Below are 24036 nucleotides of genomic sequence, written 5' to 3'. Positions count from 1 at the left end.
TTCTTATCGTTTTCGGCGCTCAATTTGCTTATGATGAAAACCGTTTTAATTCTGTAATGGGTAGAATGATGTATAAATTAGTTGCGCTTGATATGGACGGTACTCTTCTGAGTTCTGACGGTACGATTTCCCAAGAAAATAAAGCTGCAATTTCAGCGGCTCGCAAGCAAGGGGTATCAATTGTGTTAGCGTCAGGACGCCCTTTAGAGGGTATGACATGGGCACTAAACGAACTAGAAATGACAGGCAGTAATGACTTTGTTTTAAGTTACAATGCTTCACTCGTTCAACGCGTCTCTAATAAAGAGATTATTCGTAGCGAAACATTAACGGGTTTGGACGCTAAAAACATTGCTTCACTGGCTCATGAGCTTGGTGTTCATGTTCATGCATTTACTCGTCGTCAAGGCCTGATTACACCAGAAAATAACTATTACACTGATCATGAAGCAAAAATTAATGGTCTTGAAATTACTGTTGAAGACTTTGCAACACTAGAAAATGACGAAGAAGTGATGAAAGTAATGATAATCGATGAACCTGATCGCCTATCAGCCGCCATTGCTCAATTACCAAAAGCGTTTTATCAATCCTACACGATTGTACAAAGTGCTCCCTTTTTTCTTGAATTTATGAATCCAAATAGTAATAAAGGTGTAGGTGTTGAAGCGCTAGCAGAATACTTAGACATCAAACAAAGTGAAGTTATTTGTATGGGGGATGCCGGCAATGATCACCATATGATTGAGTATGCTGGTCTTGGTGTTGCAATGGGAAATGCAACAGAAGAAACGAAAGCTATCGCTAATTTTATTACTGACACTAACAATAATGCAGGTGTTGCCAAAGTTATTCAGCAGTTTATTTTAGATAAATAACAAAAAAATCGCTATTTCTAAATCAGAAATAGCGATTTATTCAAATTATTTTTGAGGAAATAATTAGTTAGCTAAAGCAACGGCTTTTACATCAATCGTACGCTCAGACCAATCTTTGTCTACTTCGCCACGGATCTTAAGTTTCGTTGATGGTGTTGCATTCACGCCGTTCCAATCATTATGATCGATTTCAACTTTGATTTCACCGGTATTGTCTTTAAACATGTAATCATCATTACCCAGTGAAGTTGTGATGTAACCTGTTAATTCAACAGCCGCGTCATCTTGTGCATTTTTAACTTGGCTAATTGTATTAATAACAGGTGTTACTGAAGGACCAGTGAACCCACCGTGAGCAGGTTGTGCCGGTGCAGCGGTAGTTGCAGCAAACGCTGACGTTGATGCAAGAAGAAAAGCAGAAACAACTAATAATTTTTTCATCACGTTAATCCGATGTTATGAATATTATATTACGGTTGACAATAAGTGTTATTGCTAAAGCAAATATACACCACCATTCAATAACTACAAATAAGTATTTACTTTCCCAACCTATTTCTTAGAGGGATTATATCATGCTATATATCAAATAAACGTGAAGTAATATTGTAAATATCGAGATATCTTTTTTATGAAGAATATTACTTGGCAATAGCAAACGAATTCAAAAATACATCAACAACAGTATTAATATTTTCTTCTACTTGCATACCTTCACAAGGTGGCGCTAGCTCCATGACTTGAGGCCAGAAAAATAAGCCTTGGAATAAACTCATGTAGATATTTGTTAACAAAGCGACATCTTTATCAACAATTGCTTTTTCTTCAATAGCCAATTTAAACCAATCTGCAATTGCACTGGTGCTATACAAATCTTTCACTAAGTTTTTAGCTAATTCTGGCTGGCGAATAAATTCCATTACAATAATACGAGAAAGAGAAATACCATACGTATGGTACAAAATATCAACTTCACGACGTGTAATTTCAATTAACTGTGTTTTTAATGGCATTTGTGGATCAAAATGGTATTGCACATTTTCATTCACTGAGTCTTGAATGATCTTCAATACTGAAATAAATAGCGTTTCTTTACTATCAAAATGACGATATAAAGTCCGTTTTGATACTTCAGCAACCTGTGAAATTCTATCCATATTGGCAGCAATAAATCCATGTTCGATAAATTCTGCTTTTGCTGCCGCAATAATTGCTAAATGTTTACGTTCTGTTTGCTTCATTGATTCACTGCCTATTTTCACCACCTGTGATCCTAATCTAACATTTTGTCACAAAAAAGTACACTTAGTAGTTTACAAAATACCATTCCCCCATAAAATACACCCAAAAGTTTACTTGTTATATTTCCATACAAATAAACATGTTTTCTAATTTTTATACCGTCCCATACTGATAGCGGAGAATCCGGTGAAAACTCAATCAGCAATGTCTAAAATGGCATCATTCTCATTTAGTAAACTCGCAGTGAGTTTTTCAATCGTGCTTGTCGCACTGTCAGGTTGTGGCGATAAAGAACAACAAGAACAAGTTCAAGAACCCATCATTAGCCCTGCGCTTACTGAAATTGTAAAGCCCAAAGCAAATACTAATTTGAGCTTTAACGGTGTCATTCGTTCTGCGCAACGTGCCGATTTATCATTTCAAGTTACAGGTCGAGTAAACCATATCTTTGTTAACGAAGGTGACCGTGTGACTAAAGGTCAACTATTAGCAAAGCTTGATCCCAAAGATGCCCAAACTATTTTTGCCGCTGCACAACTTGAATTAACAGATGCAAGCAAAGCTTACCAACGTGGTAAAGCCATCTATGAAAGCAGCCAAGCGATTTCTAAAAGTGATTTAGATAAACTTATTGTCCGATATAACTTGGCACAAAACCGGGTAAAAGAAGCGAAAAACAAGCTAAATTACACCCAGTTAGTTGCACCATTTAGTGGTATCATTGGACGTAAATTAATTGATAATCACGTTCAAATTCAAGCTAATAATCCGGTATTAACATTACATAATATTGATGACTTAGAAGTGGTTATTAATATTACAGACAGTGTCATGCTTGCAGGAATGACATGTAATAAAGCTGTTGCAGAGTTAAATAACAATACAGATCAATTATTACCTTTGAGTTTGCGTACCTACTCAACCCAAGCCGATCCGATCACACAAACCTTCTCTGTTGTCCTTAGTATTAACGACGACAAAGGGTTAAATCTCTTACCAGGTATGCCCGTTAAAGTTTCTCCAAACCTAGCATTGTGTCCACAAGAAAACCGAAACCCAATTATTGTTCCACTGGCATCTGTCGTTCCAGATAACAAGAGCAAACAATTTGTATGGGTGGTGAATAAAGACAATTCAGTATCAAAACGCTACATCACAGTGGGGAGTGTCAACAAAAACTGTATTACCGTTCTTAATGGCCTAACAGTTGGTGAACGTATTGTCATCGCTGGTGTATCTAAGTTGAAGCCAGGTATGGAAGTACGCCCATACACTGATAACACAAAAAATGGAGCGTAAATAGATGGATATCGCTCGCTATACCATCGCCAAACGAACAAGTGTTTGGGTGATCATTGCACTGATCTTAATTGGCGGTTACATCAGTTACTTAAAGCTAGGTCGTTTTGAAGATCCTGAATTTGTGATCCGCCAAGCCGTCATTGTTACCCCTTATTCAGGAGCAACAGCACAAGAAGTTTCCGACGAAGTCACAGATGTCATTGAAGGTGCGGTGCAATCTTTACAGGAACTAAAAGAAGTTAAGTCTGTTTCCAAACAAGGGATGTCAGAAGTTACTGTTGAGATAAAACTTGAATTTTCAAAAGATCAGGCAGCGCTTCAACAAGTTTGGGATAAGCTACGTCGTAAAGTTGTTGATGCCCAACGTCTTCTTCCTCCTGGTGCTGGCCCATCAATCGTAAACGATGACTTCTCTGATGTTTATGCGCTATTTTTCGCTGTAACGGGAGAAGGCTTTACCGATAAGCAAATACAAGACTATGTTGATTCACTGCGTCGTGAACTTGTGTTAGTACCTGGTGTAGCTAAAACGGCAACATTAGCAGAGCAACAAGAAGGTATTTTTGTTGAGATCACCAGTGAGCGCTTAGCTAATTATGGTTTGTCAGTTGATAACGTTTTATCAGTATTACAAAAACAAAATATTGTTAATGTTGCAGGTAGTCTGACATCTAATGGTATGCGTTTACCTGTTATTCCAACACCTAACGTTAATTCATTTGAAGATTTACGTAACCTTCAAATTGGTATTGGTGATAACCATACTGTTTTACGTTTAAAAGACATTGCCGATGTTAGCCGAGGTTATCAAGAACCCACTAGCATGCTAATGCGCTTTAATGGTGAACGGGCGATTGGCTTTGGTATTTCCAATGTCACTGGTGGTAACGTGGTTGATATGGGTGATGCGGTTAAAGCGCGTATTGCTGAACTTGAAAACCAACGTCCACTGGGTATGGATCTTCATATTATCTCAATGCAATCAGACTCTGTTCGTGATTCGGTAACGAATTTTATCGATAACTTGATTGCTGCTGTGGTGATTGTTTTCATCGTTTTACTGCTATTTATGGGTATTCGATCTGGCGTGATTATTGGCTTTGTATTGCTTTTAACAGTGGCCGGTACTCTATGCATCATGTTAATTGATGACATCGCAATGCAACGAATTTCGTTAGGTGCGCTGATCATCGCATTAGGCATGTTAGTAGATAATGCCATTGTGGTAACTGACAGTATTCTGGTACGCCTCCAAAACAATGAAGATCGTAATGTCGTTATTCCAGAGGTTGTCAATGCAACTAAATGGCCGCTTTTAGGCGGTACTGTTGTGGGTATTTGTGCTTTCAGTGCGATTGGCTTATCACCGTCAGATATGGGTGAATATGCCGGTTCGCTATTTTGGGTGATCTTATACTCAATGTTACTTAGCTGGGTCTTTGCTGTTACCGTAACACCGTTACTGTGCCATCAGTTCTTAAAAGTTAAGATCAAACAACAAGATACTAAGCCAAGTAAAATTGTAGAAAGTTACAAAGCTTTATTAACTTGGGTTTTGTCACACCGTAAAATAACTGGGGCATTGCTACTGGCAACACTGGTTGGCGCTATTTGGGGGATGAAATTTGTACCACCTGGCTTTATGCCAGAATCACAACGTGCGCAATTTGTTGTTGATGTCTACCTTCCTCAGGGAACAGACATCACCAATACAGAAAAAACGATCGCTCGGATTGAACAAGATATTACCAATAAAGAAGGTATCGGGAATATCTCAAGCTTCATTGGTGGTGGTGGCTTACGCTTTATGCTGACTTATGCACCAGAAGCACGCAATCCAAGTTATGGTCAATTACTGATTGATATTGATGATTACCGTAACATAGCTCCATTACTTGTTGAGTTACAAACTGAGCTTGATAATAAATACCCAGAAGCCTCGATCAAAGTATGGAAATTCATGCTAGGTCGTGGGGGCGGTAAAAAAATTGAAGCCGGTTTCCAAGGCCCTGACAGTAGAGTCCTACGTGATCTTGCTGAACAAGCGAAGTCAATCATGCTGTCTGATCAAAACTTGATTGCCGTTCAAGATGATTGGCGTCAACAAGTACCTGTTATTAAACCTGTTTATTCAACAGAAAAAGCGCAACGTTATGGACTAACCAATCAGGAAATTAGCCAAGCAATTGCACAAACGCTATCAGGTCGAACGGTTGGTGTATATCGTGAAGGAAATGACTTAATTCCAATTGTTGTTCGTGCGCCAGAAAGTGAACGTACTCATGAACGTGCTATTGAAAACACAGAAGTCCATAGTCGTATGGTCAATGGACCAATCTCTGTTAGCCAATTAATCGAATCTGTTAATGTCACGTGGGAAGATGCCATCTTACGTCGAATTAACCGTATACCAACCATTTTGGTTCAGGCAGATCCTGCACCAGGTGTACTGACGGCCGATGCATTTAATGAACTGCGTGGAAAAATCGAAGCTATCGAGTTACCACCAGGTTATAAATTGACATGGTACGGTGAATATAAAGCATCCAAAGACGCAAATGAAGGACTCGCGATTTCTGCACCTTATGGTTTTGCTGCGATGATTTTATCCGTGATATTTATGTTTAATGCATTAAAACAGCCATTGATTATTTGGCTAACAGCGCCATTAGCTATTATTGGCGTTACCATTGGTCTGGTTATTTTCCAAACACCTTTCGAGTTTATGGCTATTCTTGGCTTCCTTAGCTTAATTGGTATGATGGTTAAAAATGCGATTGTTCTGGTTGACCAAACAGATGTAGAAATAAAAGAAGGCAAAACACCTTATCAAGCGATTATTGACTCAGCCTTAAGTCGTGCACGCCCTGTTTTACTTGGTGCATTAACCACAATTTTAGGCGTTGCTCCTTTACTTATTGATCCTTTCTTCAAGAGTATGGCAGTAACAATCATGTTTGGTTTATTGTTTGCAACCATTTTAACTTTGGTGATTATTCCACTACTTTATGCAGTACTGTTTAAAGTGGAAATCGAATCACAATAGTAACCACATAGCCAGATATCTTATCCAAGGGACGTATTGTAATACGTCCCTTTTTCATACTTATTTTAATAAATAAACCCAACCAATTTATGATTTCATTAATATCTGTATACATAATATAAAAATTCTGTCTATGATAATAAGAATTTACTCTTAAATGACTGTGACGATAAAAATTATGACGCAATTTGTATGGCAACCAATTAGATACCCTCTACTTTTTTCTACCCTGCTAATTGGCTGTTCTTTTTTTTCTAGTAATGTTTTAGCTGAAGAAGTGGTTAATAACTCGTTAGATTACTCAAGCTCAAATAATCTATTGCTTCAGCAGTACAAAGACAATTACGTTCTACCTTTTTACTACACTCAAAAACCTAACTATCAAGAATACCAATCGATTATTCCTGAAGACGGTAAATTAAGTAAGTACAACGTTAACTTTCAGATCAGCCTAAAGTACCGTTTAGCATCTGGTGTTTTAAATAGAAACGACAAGCTCTATGTTACTTATACACAGCGTTCAAATTGGCAAGCGTACGCTTCTTCAGCCTATTTTAGGGACACTGAATATGAGCCATCTATTTTTTGGACCCTTCCTGAAAAAGCCGAAAATAATGCGTTGGGGTATGCTGGAACAACGGTTGGTCTCGTCCATGAATCTAATGGTAGAGGCGGCGAACAAGAAAGAAGCTGGAATCGTGCATTTGCTGATTTCACATTCGAACATAACAACTACACATTAAGTATCAAGCCATGGCTACGTCTCGACTTTGGTGCAAAAGATTACAATAAAGATATTACCAACTACATGGGATACGGACGCATCAGCATGAACTGGGCTGTTGATAATAATAATCTGATTTCATTAACCGTGCGTAACGCTTTAGAAAGTGGATTTTCACGTGGTTATGAGCGCATTACCTGGAGTTTTCCAATCTATAAGCGCCTACGTGGATATATGATGTTAGAAAGTGGTTACGGTATTTCGATCTCTGACTACAACCATTACGATAATGCAGGTGGTATTGGTTTTTCTTTTTAATCAGTAAAGAGGTTCTATCTGTAATCTTAAGATAGAGCCTTTTATTTACTTCAAGCATAAAATTTTCAGCAAAAAATGCTTTCATCGTGCATTCTAACTATTCACTTCTAGATTTTCGATCTAAAATCCCACTTTAGATTACCCTTCCCCCCTTTTACGAGACACTTTGTGATGGAAAAACTATTTGAACGAATAATGTATGGGTCACGTTGGTTAATGGCACCTATCTACTTCGGTCTCAGCTTTGTGTTATTGGCACTTTCAGTGAAATTCTTTCAAGAGATATTTGATCTAATCCCAGTTATTATCACAATGAAAAGTATGGACTTAGTTCTGATTATTCTTTCACTTGTTGATATTGCTCTTGTTGGCGGACTCGTTGTTATGGTGATGTTTTCTGGCTATGAAAACTTCGTTTCACGCCTAGATCTCGATGATCATGACGACAAATTAGGCTGGTTAGGTAAACTTGATGCAAGCTCATTGAAAAACAAAGTATCAGCCTCTATTGTTGCAATATCTTCAATTCATTTATTAAAAATATTTATGAATATAGAAAATATTGATAACTCAAAATTAATATGGTACCTGCTAATTCATATTACCTTTGTATTATCTGCTTTTGCTATGGGATATCTTGATAAAATCACAAAACACTAAGTAAACAGCAACGCAAGGATGCGTTCACGCGTTATCTACAAACGATTTATTTTTCCTTTTTCTCGAATAATTAGCAATAAACATCATATTGGAACACTATATGCATTTTCTTGTTATATCCCAATAACGAGAAAGACCAATGAAATTATACTTATTGTTTTTTGTGCTTCTTTCATCACCATCAGCGTATAGTTTTAATAATCATTCCCCTATTACTACCTTCGAAGCAAAAACAGCATTAACGTTTGATTCTTCAAACTGTAATACACTCCTCCAACTATCATTTTTCCATGCTGGCTTATGTGCAAACAAAGCGTTAAACAATTTTCAGCCACTTTCGTTAAAACCAACATCATCTCACTATCAAGAAGCAAATATCGCCATAAGTTTTGATTCTGATACACGTTTGTATATCACGTCGTATAGTGAGAATGATGCTTATGGTTTCCATTTACATATTCCTTTAAATATATTTAGTCGGTAGGAATACAACGATAATTATTTCGCAATTTTGTAACGTGATTTAATATCTCATTCCCCTTATGACATCAACATACGGTATGATGCTATCAATTAAGACAATTGAGTATTCAGCATGTATCATCAAACACTTAAAAAATATTTTGGTTTTGATTCTCTTAGAACAGGTCAGGAAGAAGTCATTACTCGTGTTCTTGATGGCCATTCTGCAGCCGCTATTTTTCCTACTGGCTCGGGTAAATCACTGTGTTACCAACTCCCAGCAATTGAATTACCACACTTAACACTGGTGATCTCACCACTCTTAGCATTAATGAAAGATCAGTTGGATTTCCTTGCATCAAAAGGTATTCCCGCAGCATCTATCGACTCAAGCCAAACTTGGCAACAGACTCAGCAAGTTATGCAAAATATTCGCCAAGGCGAAATTAAAGTATTAATGATCTCTGTTGAGCGATTGAAAAATGAGCGCTTTAGACATTTTATCAGTCAAGTCCCTATCTCATTACTCGTCGTTGATGAAGCTCACTGTATTTCAGAATGGGGGCACAATTTCAGACCCGATTACCTGAAATTACCTTATTACCAACAGTCTTTAAATATTCCACAAGTATTACTACTAACAGCCACGGCGACGCCAGCTGTTATTAATGATATGCAAGATAAATTCAATATTGCAAAAGATGATATCGTCGTAACAGGTTTCTATCGCAAGAATCTTGATCTCTCTATTTTGGCAGCCCAAGATGATGAAAAATTGGATGTACTACAGCAACAATTGATAGCACAACCCAATACACCATCTATTGTTTACGTCACTTTACAGCATACTGCAGAAGAGATTGCGGCAACTCTCACAAGTAATCATATTCCCGCTCAAGCTTACCATGCAGGTATGGATGCCGATCGCCGCCAGCATATACAACAACAGTTTATGGCAGGAGAAATCAATTGCATTGTTGCCACCATCGCCTTTGGCATGGGGATCGACAAATCTGATATTCGCCAAGTGATACACTTCGATCTACCAAAATCAATTGAAAACTATAGTCAGGAAATAGGTCGTGCTGGTCGTGATGGTGAAAACTCAACCTGCACAGTCATTGCAAATAAATCAGGTCTAAATGTGCTACAAAATTTCATTTATGGAGATACTCCTGATCGCAGTTCGATAGCAACCGTATTACATGAAATCAAAGCACAATCACAACAGTGGGAAGTAATGAATAATCGGCTATCAAAAGATGCCAATATTCGATTATTGCCTTTAAAAACACTATTGGTCTATTTAGAGATTCGCCAGATCATTGAGCCTCAATATACTTATTTTGCTGATTACCGTTACAAGCTCAACATTAGCCAGCATGAAATTTTATCGCATTTTAATAATGAGCGTCGCCAGTTCGTCGAAGCAATTTTTGCTTGTTCAACAAAAGCAAGAGTATGGAATACACTAGATATGGACGCATTATGGCAAGGCTATAATGCAGATAGAAAACGTGTTGTTGCTGCGATTGACTATTTTAATGAAAAAGGTTGGATCACTTTAGAAAGCAAACAAATGACTGACGTATATGCTATCAAAAATCATCACTTTGATATCGGTGTTGAGAGTGAGGCGCTGTATCAACTGTTCCAACAAAAAGAGCATAGTGAAATAAAACGTATCAATAGTATGATTGATTTTTTTGAAAGCAAAACCTGTTTAAGTTATCAATTAGCGCGTTATTTTGCTGATCATCATGCTCCGGAACATTGTAACCATTGCTCTGTTTGTCGAGGAAAAAGTATCACATTGCCACCATTACCGACACTACCAGAGGTTTCCGATCACGTTTTAACCCAATGGTGCGATCAATTCATCAATGCATGTGATATAGCACCATCTGTTGCTGCTATTACACGATTTTTAAATGGTATGACAACACCATTGACCACCAAGATAAAAGCCAAGCAATTTGATGGTTTTGGTCAACTTGAAGCGTACCCCTTTGAGCAAACTTTTGCTCACATTACACGCTTATATGGCTAATCTATGTTAATTCTTTATCAATTTAGATATATGAAACTCACTTTTCATTATTAATGAATAGCGATCTACATCACAACGTTCTAGAATAGCCCCTTAACCGATGGGGATTAAAGTTATGACTATTGAAAAAGAAGAATACCAAGTTTGTGAAGCATGTGGTGTATCAGGTGAACTCGGTTTTATCATCAAAGAAAACGATGATACTGCAGACGTTCAAATCTTTGCTCAAGGTAAAGATGCACTAGAAGTAGAATTAGCAAACTACCTTGCACTAGCAAAAGAAGTGAATGCTAACTACAAAGTTGAAACAACCCCAGTAGATGAAAATAGCACTGAATTAACAGCGCGTATTCAATTCGAATGCAGTGCTGAGAAGCTAATTTTCGAACTTCGTAGCCGCTCTCTAGCTAAGTAATTATTGTTCTTTAGCTTAAGCCAGCAATGATTATCAATATAGATAATCATTGCTGGCTTTCTTTTATTTTACTGGTACTAAGTTTTTCCACATTAAACGACCGTTTAATTCCACTTCATTTTCAACAGCGCACTGAAGTTTATAACCACCAATATCAATAATCGCGCCCAATGAATAAGCTTTATCCTCATAGAAGCATAAACGCTGATTAGTTACTTGCCCATCAAGATTAAACTCAATACTTGGCTCTATTTTTGACGTATCTGTAACACTGTAGTTTTTCGCCTGTGTCGGTAGGCTTAAGAGCATCATTACTAAGCAACTTATTACGAAACAATTAATAGAACGCCCGTTCATCATCCCAAACTCCATTCAAATCCTTTATTTCTATAGGCGACTATATATTTCAAATAATAAAAAAGCAGCCAAAATGGCTGCTTTCTGATTAGATAAAATATTAATATTCAATTGCTCGAGGCAATTCCTTCGCTTGTGCAATCCAATCTTGAACACTTTTCAATGCCGGTAATTGACGAACTAGTGCCTTTTCTTCATTCACTTCTAGCATTTTTGCATGTAAATTTTCTGCATTACGCTGCGCAAGTTCTGGAACCGTATCAACACCAGAAAACTCTAGTAAATCAGCGTATTGAGTGCTAATACCTTTAACACGAGATAAATCAGCTCGGTTAATCCACTTTAATACTAATTTACTACTAATGCCCGTTGCTTCAGCAATAGCTTTTCGGCCTGCAGGTTTCTGACCTTTATCTAATAATTGCTCCATCGTATGGACATCTGCCGCTTCTAATTTAGCCGCATATACTTCACCGATACCTTCAATAGTTGCTAGTTTAGTCATTACCCGCTCCAAATATTAAATAAAGCCCGTCGTTACAACATAATAGACAACAGAAAATTAAAAAACTCAAAAAAATGCAAAAAATAATTTCAATCCAGTAATGGAGGTAAATTAATATGCCGTTTCGCTGACAAAGCCTTTAAAAATGGTTAAGAAAATAATCTTTAAATCTAAGACTAAGCTCCAATTCTGCATATAACGAATATCATATTGAATTCGTTTTTCCATCTTATCAAGCGTGTCCGTTTCACCACGATAACCACTTATTTGTGCAAGCCCCGTGATGCCAGGTTTGATTTTATGACGAATCATATAGTTATCGACAAGAATTCGATATTCTTCATTGTGTGCGACAGCGTGAGGACGCGGACCTACAATCGACATGGTGCCTTGCAATACATTAATAAACTGTGGCAATTCATCTAGTGATGTTCGACGAATAAACGCACCGAATTTAGTCACTCGTGGATCATTTTTAGTTGCTTGTTTCACCACATGGTTATTTTCCATTACTTTCATGGAACGGAATTTCCACACTTTAATTTTGTTACCACGAAGACCATAACGATCTTGCTTAAATAAAATAGGACCAGGCGAACTCAATTTAACACCGATAGCAACAGCGATAAGTACAGGTGAGATAAGAAGTGTAATCACACTACCAATAATCAAATCTTCCAGACGCTTAATGTAATCACCAATACCTTCAAAAGGACTCGCAAAAACACTCAATGTCTCCACATTACCCACACGACAAATTTGAGAAGCATTCAAATTATAAGTAAAGAGATCAGGTACCACAAAAGTATCAACCGTTGTATCTGATAACTGATGTAAGAAGAAATGTATACGTTCTTTGGCAACCATAGGCAAAGCGACATACACATCATCAATTTCGCCTTTTTTTGCAAAGGAAATAAGCTTGTTAACTTTCCCTTTACACTGAGATTTCGTTAAATAACTAAAGCGTTCTTCACCACGATCATCATAATAACTAATTTCAAAATTCGTATTTTTGTATTTCTCTAATAATGCTTTCTCTATTGCTAAACCCGCTGTTGTCATTCCTAGAATAGCAATACGATGTGTTTTTTTATGGCGACCAATGTATTTAGTTACATAATAAACAGCAACACGCGAACTCCAAATAATCAGAAACGATAATAAAAACCACGAAAGTCCTATATTTCCAATAAAGCCCCGTACATTGACATGATCAATAAAAGCGAAGAAAAACGTTATCGATAAAACACAGAACTCAACAAGTAAAAAGTTACCTAATAAGCGCAAAGTCATTCGTCGATAGTTAGCACGATTTTCTTTGTCATAAAAACCAACGTAGTGGCCACAACCGACGAAAGTAACGCTGATAAAAATACCGTATAATAAATCAAACGGTGATGGTTCTTGGGCAAAAAATGCATAGACAAGAGTAAGAGAGAAATTTATAACTAAAAAATCAAAAAAATTAATTATAAATGAATAACCATCATCGGCTACTTCAAGAGTTTTTCTATTCATTAACACGCCCGTTTTATTTCCAATAGGAAAATTCTACATTCTGACAATTATTTTTATTTTTGTTCAGATATCAACATCGTAAATCGTTAAATAATACATGAATCACAACTAGTATATACATTTTATCTAAAATGGCTGATTTAAAATATCATATTTATGTCAAAAAAAAAGCTCAGCATTTATAATGCTGAGCCTTATTCATTCAGAGGAGTTATTTAAGTGGCAGTGTTTCTTTTACATAATCTCCAGGCGCTGTATAAAGTGCTTTATAATTATCACTTCCAATTTCGCGTGCCGGCACTTTTTCTTTCTTATTAAAATCCCCTAACCAAGTATCCCAATGCGTCCACCAAGAGCCATCTTGACGTTTAGCATTATCTAACCAAGATTCTGGGTTTTCTTCTTGCTTATCACTTAGCCAAAAACCATATTTATTCTTTTTAGGATGATTTACAATCCCAGCAATATGACCAGACTCTCCTAGTACAAATGTCGACTTCCCACTTAATTTCTGAGCGCCTCTGTATGTACCTTGCCATAAAGCGATATGATCTTCTTGAGTAGAAATAAAGTATGTTGGTACTTTGATTTTAGATAAATCAATAAAAACACCACCAATTTTTATTCCTTTATTATCGACTAACTTATTATTTAAATAAAACTCGCGTAAAATAGTACTATGACATGCAGCTGTAACATTCGTACTATCACCGTTCCAATAAAGTAAATCGAAGTCTATTGGGCTATTACCTTTTAAGTAATTATTGACATAATAATTCCAATAAAGGCTATTTTCACGCAATAAACTAAACGTCACACTCAAAGAGCGGCCGTCCATATAACCATTTACATCATTCTGTGCTTCAATTGCTGATACTAATGGATCATTAACATAAGCACCAATTTCACCCGGTTGTGAAAAATCGAGTAATGTTGTGAAGAATGTTGCTGATTTAATACGATTACGCATGCGTTTTGCTGCGTAATACGCCAGAGTAGTAGCTAATAATGTACCACCAATACAGTAACCCGCTGCATTGATTTGTTTTTCGCCAGTGATATCTTCAATAGCGTCAACGGCAGGGATAACACCGTCTAGTACATAGTTTTCAAAATCCACCTCCCTTTGTGGTGTACCTGGATTTCTCCAAGACATCATAAAGACAGTATGACCTTGCTCTACAAGCCAACGAACCATTGAGTTATTTTCACGTAAATCAAGGATATAATATTTATTGATAAACGGAGGAACAATTAACAATGGTGTACTATTAACATTTTCAGTTAATGGCTTATATTGAATAAGTTCAAATAACTCATTTTTAAATACGACGTCACCATCAGTATTTGCAATATTGACACCCAGTTGGAATGCGTCGCGATTAGTCATGCGAATTTTCAGGACATCCGCACTGCTCTGCATGTCTTCTTGCAGTAACTCCATCCCTTTAATTAAGTTTTCACCATTAGTTTCAACGGTCAACTTAGCCAGTTCTGGGTTTGTAGTAACAAAGTTTGTTGGCGACATCGCATTGATTGCTTGGCGTGAAAAAAAGCCTAAACGCTCTTTTGCCTTCTCATCAACACCTTCAATAGAATCAATCGCTTCACGCATTGAGTCGCTAAAAAGCAAATAAGATTGCTTAATATAATTGTAAAACGCTTCATTTTCCCACGCAGGATCGCTAAAACGTTTATCATCTTTTGCTGGTTTAATTAGAGATTGTCCACCATCAGTTGATGGCATCGCGATGTTCTGCCAGATTTTTACTTGTTTTTCCCACCAATCCATTTGGACTTGAGCAAGTGCTGCTGGCTGTGATGCTGCTTTTTCAAAAAACTCTGCAGTATCTTCCAAATTAATATCATTCAGCGCTTTATTTAATGGGGTGTTCATGGCTGCCTTGCCGGAGTCTAACTCCTTCCACCATAGCTGGTTCATATCTTGGAGCTTGGCAAAGTAGTCCGAAAAGAAGTGATTGTTCATAACAAAAACCCTGTACTTGGACTAATTCAATTACACTAAGGAACAGTTGACTCAGCATAATTGAGATAAGCTGTAACAAAAAAGTCGCCCTCATATAAATGAGAGCGACTAGAAATAAACCTTAAGCTACTGGCGTTGCTTTTTTAACATTGTCAGCAACAAGCTCTTCTACTTCTGTTTTGAATGATTGAGCAACAGCGTTGAACTTGTTGCTATCATCAATAAGCTGCTTAGAAAGCTTAGTCAACGTTTCAAGTTGTTGGCTATTGAACGCAGTTAGAGATTGGATATCTTTTACTTCGCTAACAGCTTTAAGCTGAGACAGACCTAAATCACTGTATGCGCGAACAGCAGCAAGTTGAAGTTCAGTTAGTTCTTCAACATTCTTAGTGAATAGTTTGTTGAACTTAACGTATGGTGCTAGAGATTTCTCAGTTTGTTCAGAGAACGACTTAAACATTTCCGTATACATAGATCTTTCCTCATTGATAGTAATAAAGCACTGCATGTATCCTCATACAGCGCCGATATTTAGATAAAAATTAAACGCGTTTTAGAATGACCGCTGTACCCATACCACCACCTACACATAAGGTCGCAATACCGTACTTATCTTCGCGGCGGCGCATTTCATGTAATAAGCTCACTAAAATACGATTACCTGATGCACCTAATGGGTGACCTAGAGCGATGGCTCCGCCATTGATGTTTGCACGTTCAACGAGATCTTCAACTTTTGAATTCGTTTCTTTTGCTACTTCATAAAGCACACCCAGCGCTTGGCCAGCAAAAGCCTCGTTAAACTCTAAACGCTCAATTTTATCAATTGATAGTTGTGCTTTATCTAATGCTTTAAGTACTGCTGGCACAGGCCCTAAGCCCATGATTTCAGGAGCAATACCTGCTTGCGCATAACTTTCAATTTCAGCAAGTGGCGTCAGGTTATATTTATTTACTGCCGCTTCTGAAACAACAATAATTGCACTACCGCCATCATTAATACCTGATGCGTTACCTGCAGTAACAGAACCATCACGTTTAAATGCAGGACGTAGTTTTGCCAGACCTTCGATTGAAGCATCTTGTTTCGGGTACTCATCGGTATCAACAATAACCGTTGCACGACGACCTACTACTTCTACAGGTGTAATTTCATCAACAAACTTGCCTTGCTCAATAGCAGCAACGGCTTTTTGTTGGCTCGCTAGTGCGAAATTATCTTGCTGTTCACGTGTTAAGCCTACTTTCTCAACAACATTCTCAGCGGTTACACCCATGTGGTAATTATTAAAGGCATCCGTTAAACCGTCAGCAATTAATAAATCGCTAAGTTCCAGATTACCCATTTTTTGCCCATCACGAATTTTCGATGATGCACAAAATGGAATTTGAGACATGTTTTCTGCGCCTGCAGCAACCACGATATCAGCATCACCTGCTTTGATGTGGGCGGCAGCATCCATTACCGCTTTCATACCACTACCACACACCATGTTTAATGTGTATGCAGGTACTTCATTAGGAATGCCCGCTTTTAAAGCTGCTTGTCGACCCGGTCCCATACCTTGACCAGCACCAACGACATTTCCGAAAATCACTTCATCAATCGCTTCTACTGGTACTGATGTTTCTGCTAACGCGCCTTTGATTGCGGCTGCGCCAAGTTCTGCTGCTGTTACTGATTTTAGTGCACCGCTAAAACTACCGATTGGTGTACGTTTTGCAGCAACAATAAATACCCTAGCCATATTAATTCGCGTCCTTACTTAAAAATTCAATAATCAGTCAATCTTGATCAGTTCATGTATAAGCCGCCATTTACTGATAATGTTTCACCAGTAATATAGGCTGCTGCATCACTTGCTAAAAATGTCACTGTTGCCGCTACTTCTTGTGGTAGCGCTAAACGGCGCATCGGAATTTCAGCTTTAATTGAATCAAGTATTTCAGGTTTAATCGCTTCAACCATTGGCGTGCCGGTATAACCAGGAGCGACCGCATTTACCGTTACGCCAGCACGTGCGCCTTCTGCTGCTAGTGCTTTTGTAAAGCCAATCATGCCAGCTTTAGCTGCTGAATAGTTTGCTTGACCAAACTGACCTTTAAGTCCATTTACTGATGTAATATTAATAATGCGAGCATTACCTTTATTACACATTGAGTCGAATAAAGGCTGAGTAACATTGAACAGACTATTTAAATTTGTGTTGATTACTGCATTCCATTGATCAGCAGTCATACGCTTGAATGTCGTATCTTTAGTGATACCTGCGTTGTTAACTAGCACATCGATTTGACCTTCTTCCTGAAGCAATGTTGCTAACGCTTCTTGACAGTAATTCGTATCAGTTACGTCGAGTGGAAATAGTCGAACAGACTCAGATGAATAATTATTATCCGCGAACCACTCTTGAGCCGCTTTTTCACCTGTTGGATAATATGTTGCAACTACTCGAAAACCTGCATCGACTAATGCTTGAGTGATCGATGAACCAATACCACCTTTAGCACCTGTAACTAATGCTACCTTACTCATTTAAGGCTCCTTCCTTTCTATCAAATTATTAATACACTTAATAAGCTCAAGGTTTGTTCCATAAATTTAAACAATTCAACCTATGAGCTCTATCTAATCATTAATACAACATAGCTCACATATTAAGCCGCATATAATACAGATGTATTACAAACACGTTGCATATTTAATATAACAACACAGATGCATATTGATGGCAAGAAAGGAATTAACAATTTCAACGCTATTTGTCACTGGTATTAACAAAAGTGTCAATATAACTAAAGTGACAAATTTGAATTTAACAATATATTTATGGATTAATATCAGAGCATTCTTGGATAAATTTATTATTCCAATAAAAAAAATACTGTTAGAAATCTTGTTAACCGTGCAATAAAACACGTTATATATTTGTTAATAATGCATTTCTTATTAAGACGTTGTGAGAAAAGTTATGCGCCATCTTTGAAATACTACTTAGCGTTTACTTTTTGAGCAGCTCTATCTCAACCTTTGTTTGCAGTAATTCAAAACATAAGACGACATAAGTGACTTGATAACTTTCTTGCTGCCCTGATATATATAAAACGCCATGAAACGTATCGAATGAATGGTTAACAGCTATTCTGGTAATCTAAAAAACGTGAACTAAAGCCATATTAGATAGTCTCAGGTTTTTTACTTAATGTATTAAGTAAGCTCTATAGGAAAATGAATTTATGTTAGCGAGTACTTTTCAACGATTAAATCACTACTTACAAAGCCAAGTCATTGGTCAACCCGATTTAGTGAAACAGTTATTAATTGCTTTACTGGCTGATGGACACATCCTTGTAGAGGGTCCTCCAGGACTGGCAAAAACACGCGCTGTTAAAGTGCTTTCTGATTGTATTGAAGGTGATTTTCACCGTATTCAGTTTACGCCCGATCTATTACCTTCTGATTTAACAGGTACTGATATTTTTCGTCCTGAAACTGCCGAGTTTATTTTTCAACCCGGTCCTATTTTCAACTCATTAATTCTTGCAGATGAAATCAACCGAGCACCAGCAAAAGTACAGGCTGCAATGCTTGAAGCGATGGCTGAAAAGCAGATCACTGCTGGTCGAAAAACATACCCATTACCTGAGTTATTCCTCGTAATGGCAACGCAAAACCCCATTGAGCAAGAAGGTACTTACCCACTGCCTGAAGCACAATTAGACCGTTTCTTATTGCAACTTAATGTCGATTATCCAAGTGCTGAAAGTGAATTAGAGATATTACGTCTAAATCGTGGTGAAGCTTTAGGTATTGAAAAAGCAGAGCCTGTTCATATTAGCCAACATGACATTTTTGCTGCGCGAAAAGAAGTGCTTAACATTCATATGGCAGAAGATGTAGAGCATTACATTATTCGTCTCGTCATGGCGACACGTCAATCTGACAAGTTCAGCTCTCAGCTTAAAGATTGGCTTCAAATGGGTGTTAGCCCACGTGCAACATTAGCCCTTGATCGTTGTGCTCGAGCTCACGCTTGGCTAAGTGGTCGTGATTTTGTTACACCAGAAGATATTCAAATAATGGCATATCCTGTTTTACGTCATCGCTTATTACTTAGCTATGAAGCACAAGCTGAAGGGATTGCCGCAGATCGCGTAGTTGAAGAATTGATTTCACAGGTCGCTAGTATATGAGCAAATCACACTTAACCGTAGCGCTGCCCCCCCATAGCGATGGGGTTAATGTGTGTTTGGCTGAGCTACTGCAATATAAGAATCAGGCCGTGCGTTGGTTGCCACCAGCGCACAGTATCTGGTCACAGTTAAATGGCCTACATCAAAGTCGCCACAAAGGACGTGGGATGAACTTCTCAGAAGTACGTCCCTACCAAGCTGGTGATGATATTAGAGCTATTGATTGGCGTGTAACCGCACGAACTGGCAAAACACATACCAAACTCTTTACCGAAGAGCGCGAGCAACCCGTTATGTTGCTTATTGATTTAAGCCGAAGCATGCAATTTGGCTCACAATTAATGCTGAAATCTGTTCAAGCGGCTCACTTTGCTAGCTTATTAAGCTGGCTTGCTATAAGTGAACAAGATCGTATAGGGGCAGTAATTTATAACGGTTTGAATGTTAATGAATGTAAGCCAACGGCACGCCAGCAAGGTCCACTTCATATCATCAATAAGCTGATTGAATCACAACAGTTAGCATTAAATTCATTAGAACAGCCTCAACAATTTAACTTTTCTGATGCATTAAAACGGTTACACCACCTTTGTTCTAAAGGTAGTGAAATTATTGTTATCAGCGATTTTAACCAATTATCGCTTAATGATAAGCGACGTTTAACACAATTACGTCAACATAATCGAATTCAGTTTGTCCAAATCCATGACCCACTAGAACAAGGACAAACACAATTTAGAGGCTATGAACATGTTGCTGATAAAGAGCAATCTGCATGGCTTAATTTTTCATCAAAGAAAACACGTGATTCATTAAGTCAGCAGTATCTAACGCATCAAAACTTTGTGGCTGATATTGCGAAATCACTTGCGATCCCTCTACATTATTTATCTGCAGCGGAACCTTTGTTGCAGCAATTAACAACGCGTCAAAGGAGTTAAGTAATGGCAACACCAAGCGTTCAGCAACTCCCTTTAGCGGATATACATCTTCCTCAAGCTCCAAACTTTTGGCCTTTAGCATGGGGATGGTGGGTATTATTTGCCGTGGTGATCCTCGCTATTGCAGTTGTCGTCACTTTTATTCGGCGTAAAAAGCATGCTGATGCTGCACAAAAAGAAGCATTACAGAAACTGTCGCTAATAACAGCAGAACAAGGGTTACCCGCTCTCAATACGTTACTAAAACAAGCCGCGTTAAGTTATTACTCGCGCACCATTGTTGCACCATTAACAGGTGAGGCATGGTTGGCATTTTTAGATAATCAACTGCCCGTAAAATATAGTGGTTTTTCAGAACTTAAATCGGTATGGCTATCAGGTTCATTTTCAAATACGCCACTGAGTCATGATGACTTTCAACAATGTAAAACAATGGCAAACACATGGCTTAAACATGCTTTGCCGCCACGAAAACTACCCAGCATGACGCAAAAGGAGTCTTCAAATGTTTGAATTTGTATGGCTTTGGGCTTGGGCATTGTTGCCTTTAGCATGGCTCGTTTACCGTTTTAGTAAACCGGTTGTGCAACCTGCGGCAATTCAATTACCCAAATTACCCAGCGGTGTTGGTCAAAAACAGCCTCGCTCTATCATACGTAAAGTATTAATGGCTTTACTGTGGACTTGTCTTGTCTGTGCTGCTGCAAGACCGGTTTGGTACGGGAATCCTATCGAAATAAAACCAGAACACCGTGACATGTTATTAGCTGTCGATTTATCAGGCTCAATGTCAATTCCAGATATGGTGACTAAAAATGGGAAAAGTATTGATCGCTTAACCGCAGTAAAACATGTGTTATCGGATTTTATTGAAAAACGAAAAGGTGATCGCTTAGGTTTAGTCCTTTTCGCTGATCATGCTTACTTACAAACACCTCTTACATTTGACCGTAAGACGGTTGAACAACAACTAGATCGTACTGTTTTAGGCTTAATTGGGCAAAGCACTGCAATTGGTGAAGGCCTAGGTATTGCGACAAAAACCTTTATTAACAGTAAAGCGCCACAACGGGTAATTATTTTATTAAGTGATGGTGCAAATACCTCTGGTGTAATTGATCCACTTGAAGCCGCTAAATTAGCCAAAGAAAGCGGTGTGAAAATCTATACCGTAGGTGTTGGTGCCGATCAAATGGTGCAACAAGGTTTCTTCGGTGATCGCATCGTCAATCCATCACAAGATCTTGATGAAAAGACTTTAACTGAAATCGCCAAGATGACGGGCGGTGAATATTTCCGAGCACGTAATCCACAACAGCTTGAGAAAATTTACGACATCATCAATAAACTTCAACCTGTCAATAACGCCCAGCAAACATGGCGTCCACGTGATGAGTTGTTCCGATATCCTTTAGCCATAGCATTACTACTTTCTGTCGTCATTGCTGTTATGAGGAGACGTCATGGCTAATTTTACTTTTATGCACCCTATGTGGTTTTTGGCACTTGTGCCATTAGTCTTTCTTTTACCTTGGCTTAAAACCAAGAAACAAACCACGGGGTTAATTGCGCCACACCTAGCAAAAAAATTAGGTATGGCTCAGCCTAAATCGACATCATGGCCCATTGCCATACTCACTTTGGGCTGGCTAATCGCTGTTATTGCGATGGCTGGTCCTAGTTGGCAAAAAGTAAAACTACCTGCTTATAACTTAAGTGGCGCACGCGTATTGGTAATGGATATGTCCCGCTCTATGTATGCGACCGATATAAAACCGAACCGTTTAACACAGGCGCGTTTTAAAGCGCTTGATATGTTACCGGGCTGGAAAGAAGGCAGTACGGGGTTAGTCACCTATGCGGGAGATGGCTATGAAGTCAGCCCGTTAACTGAAGATAGCCATACTTTAGCAAACTTGATCCCTAGCCTATCGCCAAAGATTATGCCAATTCCTGGTAGTAATGCCGCGGCAGGTATTGCTGAAGCGATAAAGTTACTTAAACAGGCTGGTAATAGTACGGGTGATATTATCTTAGTGACCGATGGTATGTCTAAGCAGGAATCAGCTAAAAGTTTAGCCGAATTAAAAGGTACTAAATATCGTGTCTCTATCTTAGCAATGGGCACAGTTGATGGAGCACCTGTTCCACTGCCTGATGGTCGATTATTAATGGATAATGGCTCTCCTGTTATTTCAAAAATTAACCTGAAAACACTAGAACCTATTGTTAAGCAAACGGGTGGTATTTTGCAGATGGTTCAACCGACAGATCAAGATGTTAATGCGATTGTCCACTTCACTGCAAAACCACAAGATAGCGGTAAAAAAGATCAACAAAAAGAACTGCAAGAACGTTTAAATGGCGGATTTTGGTTAGTTTTACCTTTGTTATTACTGGCATTACTGGGTTTCCGCCGTGGCGTTGTCATTGCCACTATGTTCTTCTTTTTACCTATTGATCATGCACAAGCGAGCCCATGGGTAAATGCTGAGCAGCAAGCTTACCAAACTTATACCGATGGTAAATATAAGCAAGCGGCACAAGATTTTGAATCTCCGCAATGGAAAGGTATCGCTGAATATAAAGCAAAAAATTATGCACAAGCCATTGAAACCTTAAAACCATTACATGATTCAATGTCGCAGTACAACCTAGGTAATGCTTATGCACAAAGTGGGAAGTTACAGCAAGCAGTAGATACCTATGAAAAGCTACAGAAAGCCGATCCTAACTACCCCGATGTTAAGAAAAACCTCGATATAGTGAAGAAAGCACTGGAGCAACAAAAGAAACAACAGCAACAGAATCAGCAGAAGAGTGACAAGCAACAGCAGCAATCACAAGGCTCTAACAACAAAAATCAGAGCCAAGATAACAGCCAGCAGTCACAACAAAACCAAGATCAGCAGAAATCATCAGATAACAAACAATCTAATGATAAGCAGTCTTCACAATCGAAACAAAATGACCAAAAGCAGGATCAGAGCAACACGAGTAAACAGCAACAAGGTCAGTCTGATAAACAACAAGGGAAAGATCAGCAGCAATCTCAGCAAGCAGGTAGTGATAAACAATCACAGCCAGAAAAAGAGAAAACTGCCGAGCAAAAAGCGGCTGAACAACAACGTGCTGATGAAAATGCGAAACAAGCAGCAAAGCAACAGCAACAGCAACAGCAACAGCAAGCAGAGTCAAAATCAGCCACTAAGTCAGAACAAGATAAAAACAAAGAAACAACCAACAACAATCAAGTACGAATGAGTGACCAAGCAGCAAAAGACGGGGATGTGCTTTCAGCCAGTAACCCTATTTTGAAAAAATTGGAACAAGTGCCTGATGACACCAGTGGTTTGATCCGAGCTCAATTAATTTTGCAAGCGCAACAGAAAGAAGCGCAGCAAAAAACTGAGAACTCATGGTAATAGGACAAT

General features: G+C 38.3%; 22 protein-coding genes. 13 read left to right on the top strand and 9 right to left on the bottom strand.

Annotated features, from left to right (window positions below):
- Positions 1–68 precede the first annotated feature (68 nt).
- The gene (gene yidA / locus C9J46_RS08055; RefSeq protein WP_107206988.1) at positions 69–878 is read left to right on the top strand and encodes a sugar-phosphatase; all 810 of its coding nucleotides are present in this window, start codon (positions 69–71) and stop codon (positions 876–878) included.
- Between the two features lie 63 nt (positions 879–941).
- Here yidA and C9J46_RS08050 read toward each other — a convergent pair whose 3' ends face one another.
- Both C9J46_RS08050 and C9J46_RS08045 read right to left on the bottom strand, forming a co-directional pair.
- A complete protein-coding gene (locus tag C9J46_RS08050) occupies positions 942–1319 on the bottom strand; it encodes a YgiW/YdeI family stress tolerance OB fold protein (protein ID WP_107290746.1) in 378 nt (125 codons plus the stop codon).
- Between the two features lie 200 nt (positions 1320–1519).
- On the bottom strand, positions 1520–2119 hold the full coding sequence (locus C9J46_RS08045; protein WP_107207113.1) for a TetR/AcrR family transcriptional regulator: 600 nt from the start codon (positions 2117–2119) through the stop codon (positions 1520–1522).
- Positions 2120–2306: 187 nt separating this feature from the next.
- Between C9J46_RS08045 and C9J46_RS08040 the strand changes: the two genes are divergently transcribed.
- The 7 genes from C9J46_RS08040 (at position 2307) to C9J46_RS08010 (ending at position 11097) form a co-directional block, all read left to right on the top strand.
- Positions 2307–3419 carry an efflux RND transporter periplasmic adaptor subunit gene (locus C9J46_RS08040; protein WP_369917489.1) on the top strand — a complete coding sequence of 371 codons (1113 nt, stop codon included), beginning with the start codon at positions 2307–2309 and terminating at the stop codon, positions 3417–3419.
- 4 nt (positions 3420–3423) lie between these two features.
- Positions 3424–6468 (top strand): efflux RND transporter permease subunit, encoded by a 3045-nt coding sequence (locus C9J46_RS08035; protein WP_107206990.1) that lies wholly within the window; start codon positions 3424–3426, stop codon positions 6466–6468.
- A gap of 178 nt (positions 6469–6646) precedes the next feature.
- The gene (locus C9J46_RS08030; protein ID WP_107207115.1) at positions 6647–7510 is read left to right on the top strand and encodes a phospholipase A; all 864 of its coding nucleotides are present in this window, start codon (positions 6647–6649) and stop codon (positions 7508–7510) included.
- A 171-nt stretch (positions 7511–7681) separates the two neighbouring features.
- Complete coding sequence (locus C9J46_RS08025) at positions 7682–8170, top strand: TIGR00645 family protein (RefSeq protein WP_107206991.1); 489 nt, start codon at positions 7682–7684, stop codon at positions 8168–8170.
- A 139-nt stretch (positions 8171–8309) separates the two neighbouring features.
- Entirely contained in the window at positions 8310–8654 is a 345-nt protein-coding gene (locus C9J46_RS08020) for a hypothetical protein (RefSeq protein ID WP_107206992.1), read from the top strand.
- A 111-nt stretch (positions 8655–8765) separates the two neighbouring features.
- Complete coding sequence (locus C9J46_RS08015) at positions 8766–10682, top strand: ATP-dependent DNA helicase RecQ (RefSeq protein WP_107246811.1); 1917 nt, start codon at positions 8766–8768, stop codon at positions 10680–10682.
- A gap of 115 nt (positions 10683–10797) precedes the next feature.
- The gene (locus C9J46_RS08010; RefSeq protein ID WP_005364200.1) at positions 10798–11097 is read left to right on the top strand and encodes a DUF406 family protein; all 300 of its coding nucleotides are present in this window, start codon (positions 10798–10800) and stop codon (positions 11095–11097) included.
- A 63-nt stretch (positions 11098–11160) separates the two neighbouring features.
- Here C9J46_RS08010 and C9J46_RS08005 read toward each other — a convergent pair whose 3' ends face one another.
- The 7 genes from C9J46_RS08005 to C9J46_RS07975 all read right to left on the bottom strand — a co-directional run bounded on the left by C9J46_RS08005 (position 11161) and on the right by C9J46_RS07975 (position 18003).
- Entirely contained in the window at positions 11161–11457 is a 297-nt protein-coding gene (locus C9J46_RS08005) for a DUF1496 domain-containing protein (protein WP_233217721.1), read from the bottom strand.
- 97 nt (positions 11458–11554) lie between these two features.
- A complete protein-coding gene (locus C9J46_RS08000; RefSeq protein ID WP_107206995.1) occupies positions 11555–11959 on the bottom strand; it encodes a DUF4332 domain-containing protein in 405 nt (134 codons plus the stop codon).
- A 111-nt stretch (positions 11960–12070) separates the two neighbouring features.
- Positions 12071–13480 carry an undecaprenyl-phosphate glucose phosphotransferase gene (locus C9J46_RS07995; protein WP_107246813.1) on the bottom strand — a complete coding sequence of 470 codons (1410 nt, stop codon included), beginning with the start codon at positions 13478–13480 and terminating at the stop codon, positions 12071–12073.
- 211 nt (positions 13481–13691) lie between these two features.
- Complete coding sequence (phaC, locus tag C9J46_RS07990) at positions 13692–15467, bottom strand: class I poly(R)-hydroxyalkanoic acid synthase (protein ID WP_107206997.1); 1776 nt, start codon at positions 15465–15467, stop codon at positions 13692–13694.
- Positions 15468–15588: 121 nt separating this feature from the next.
- Positions 15589–15939 (bottom strand): phasin family protein, encoded by a 351-nt coding sequence (locus C9J46_RS07985; protein WP_005364186.1) that lies wholly within the window; start codon positions 15937–15939, stop codon positions 15589–15591.
- 70 nt (positions 15940–16009) lie between these two features.
- A complete protein-coding gene (locus C9J46_RS07980) occupies positions 16010–17215 on the bottom strand; it encodes an acetyl-CoA C-acetyltransferase (RefSeq protein ID WP_107290744.1) in 1206 nt (401 codons plus the stop codon).
- Between the two features lie 47 nt (positions 17216–17262).
- Positions 17263–18003, bottom strand: a complete 741-nt coding sequence (locus tag C9J46_RS07975; RefSeq protein ID WP_107206999.1) for an SDR family oxidoreductase — start codon at positions 18001–18003, stop codon at positions 17263–17265.
- 701 nt (positions 18004–18704) lie between these two features.
- Here C9J46_RS07975 and C9J46_RS07970 point away from each other — a divergent pair.
- Genes C9J46_RS07970 through C9J46_RS07950 form a run of 5 tightly spaced genes read left to right on the top strand, consistent with a single transcriptional unit; the run spans position 18705 to position 24027 of the window.
- Entirely contained in the window at positions 18705–19661 is a 957-nt protein-coding gene (locus C9J46_RS07970) for a MoxR family ATPase (protein ID WP_107207000.1), read from the top strand.
- On the top strand, positions 19658–20602 hold the full coding sequence (locus tag C9J46_RS07965) for a DUF58 domain-containing protein (RefSeq protein WP_107290743.1): 945 nt from the start codon (positions 19658–19660) through the stop codon (positions 20600–20602). Before C9J46_RS07970 ends, C9J46_RS07965 begins: the two co-directional genes overlap by 4 nt.
- Positions 20603–20605: 3 nt before the next feature.
- Positions 20606–21115: a DUF4381 domain-containing protein gene (locus C9J46_RS07960; RefSeq protein ID WP_107207001.1), complete on the top strand. Its 510-nt coding sequence runs from the start codon at positions 20606–20608 to the stop codon at positions 21113–21115.
- Complete coding sequence (locus C9J46_RS07955; RefSeq protein WP_107259822.1) at positions 21108–22073, top strand: VWA domain-containing protein; 966 nt, start codon at positions 21108–21110, stop codon at positions 22071–22073. Before C9J46_RS07960 ends, C9J46_RS07955 begins: the two co-directional genes overlap by 8 nt.
- The gene (locus tag C9J46_RS07950) at positions 22066–24027 is read left to right on the top strand and encodes a VWA domain-containing protein (RefSeq protein ID WP_107290742.1); all 1962 of its coding nucleotides are present in this window, start codon (positions 22066–22068) and stop codon (positions 24025–24027) included. The genes C9J46_RS07955 and C9J46_RS07950 overlap by 8 nt, the downstream gene beginning before the upstream one ends.
- Positions 24028–24036: the final 9 nt, after the last annotated feature.

The sequence above is a fragment of the Photobacterium sp. GB-36 genome (assembly GCF_003026135.1).
GTDB lineage: Bacteria > Pseudomonadota > Gammaproteobacteria > Enterobacterales > Vibrionaceae > Photobacterium.
The sequence above is the reverse complement of the archived record's forward strand: the minus strand, read 5'-3'. Positions and strand labels throughout refer to the sequence as shown.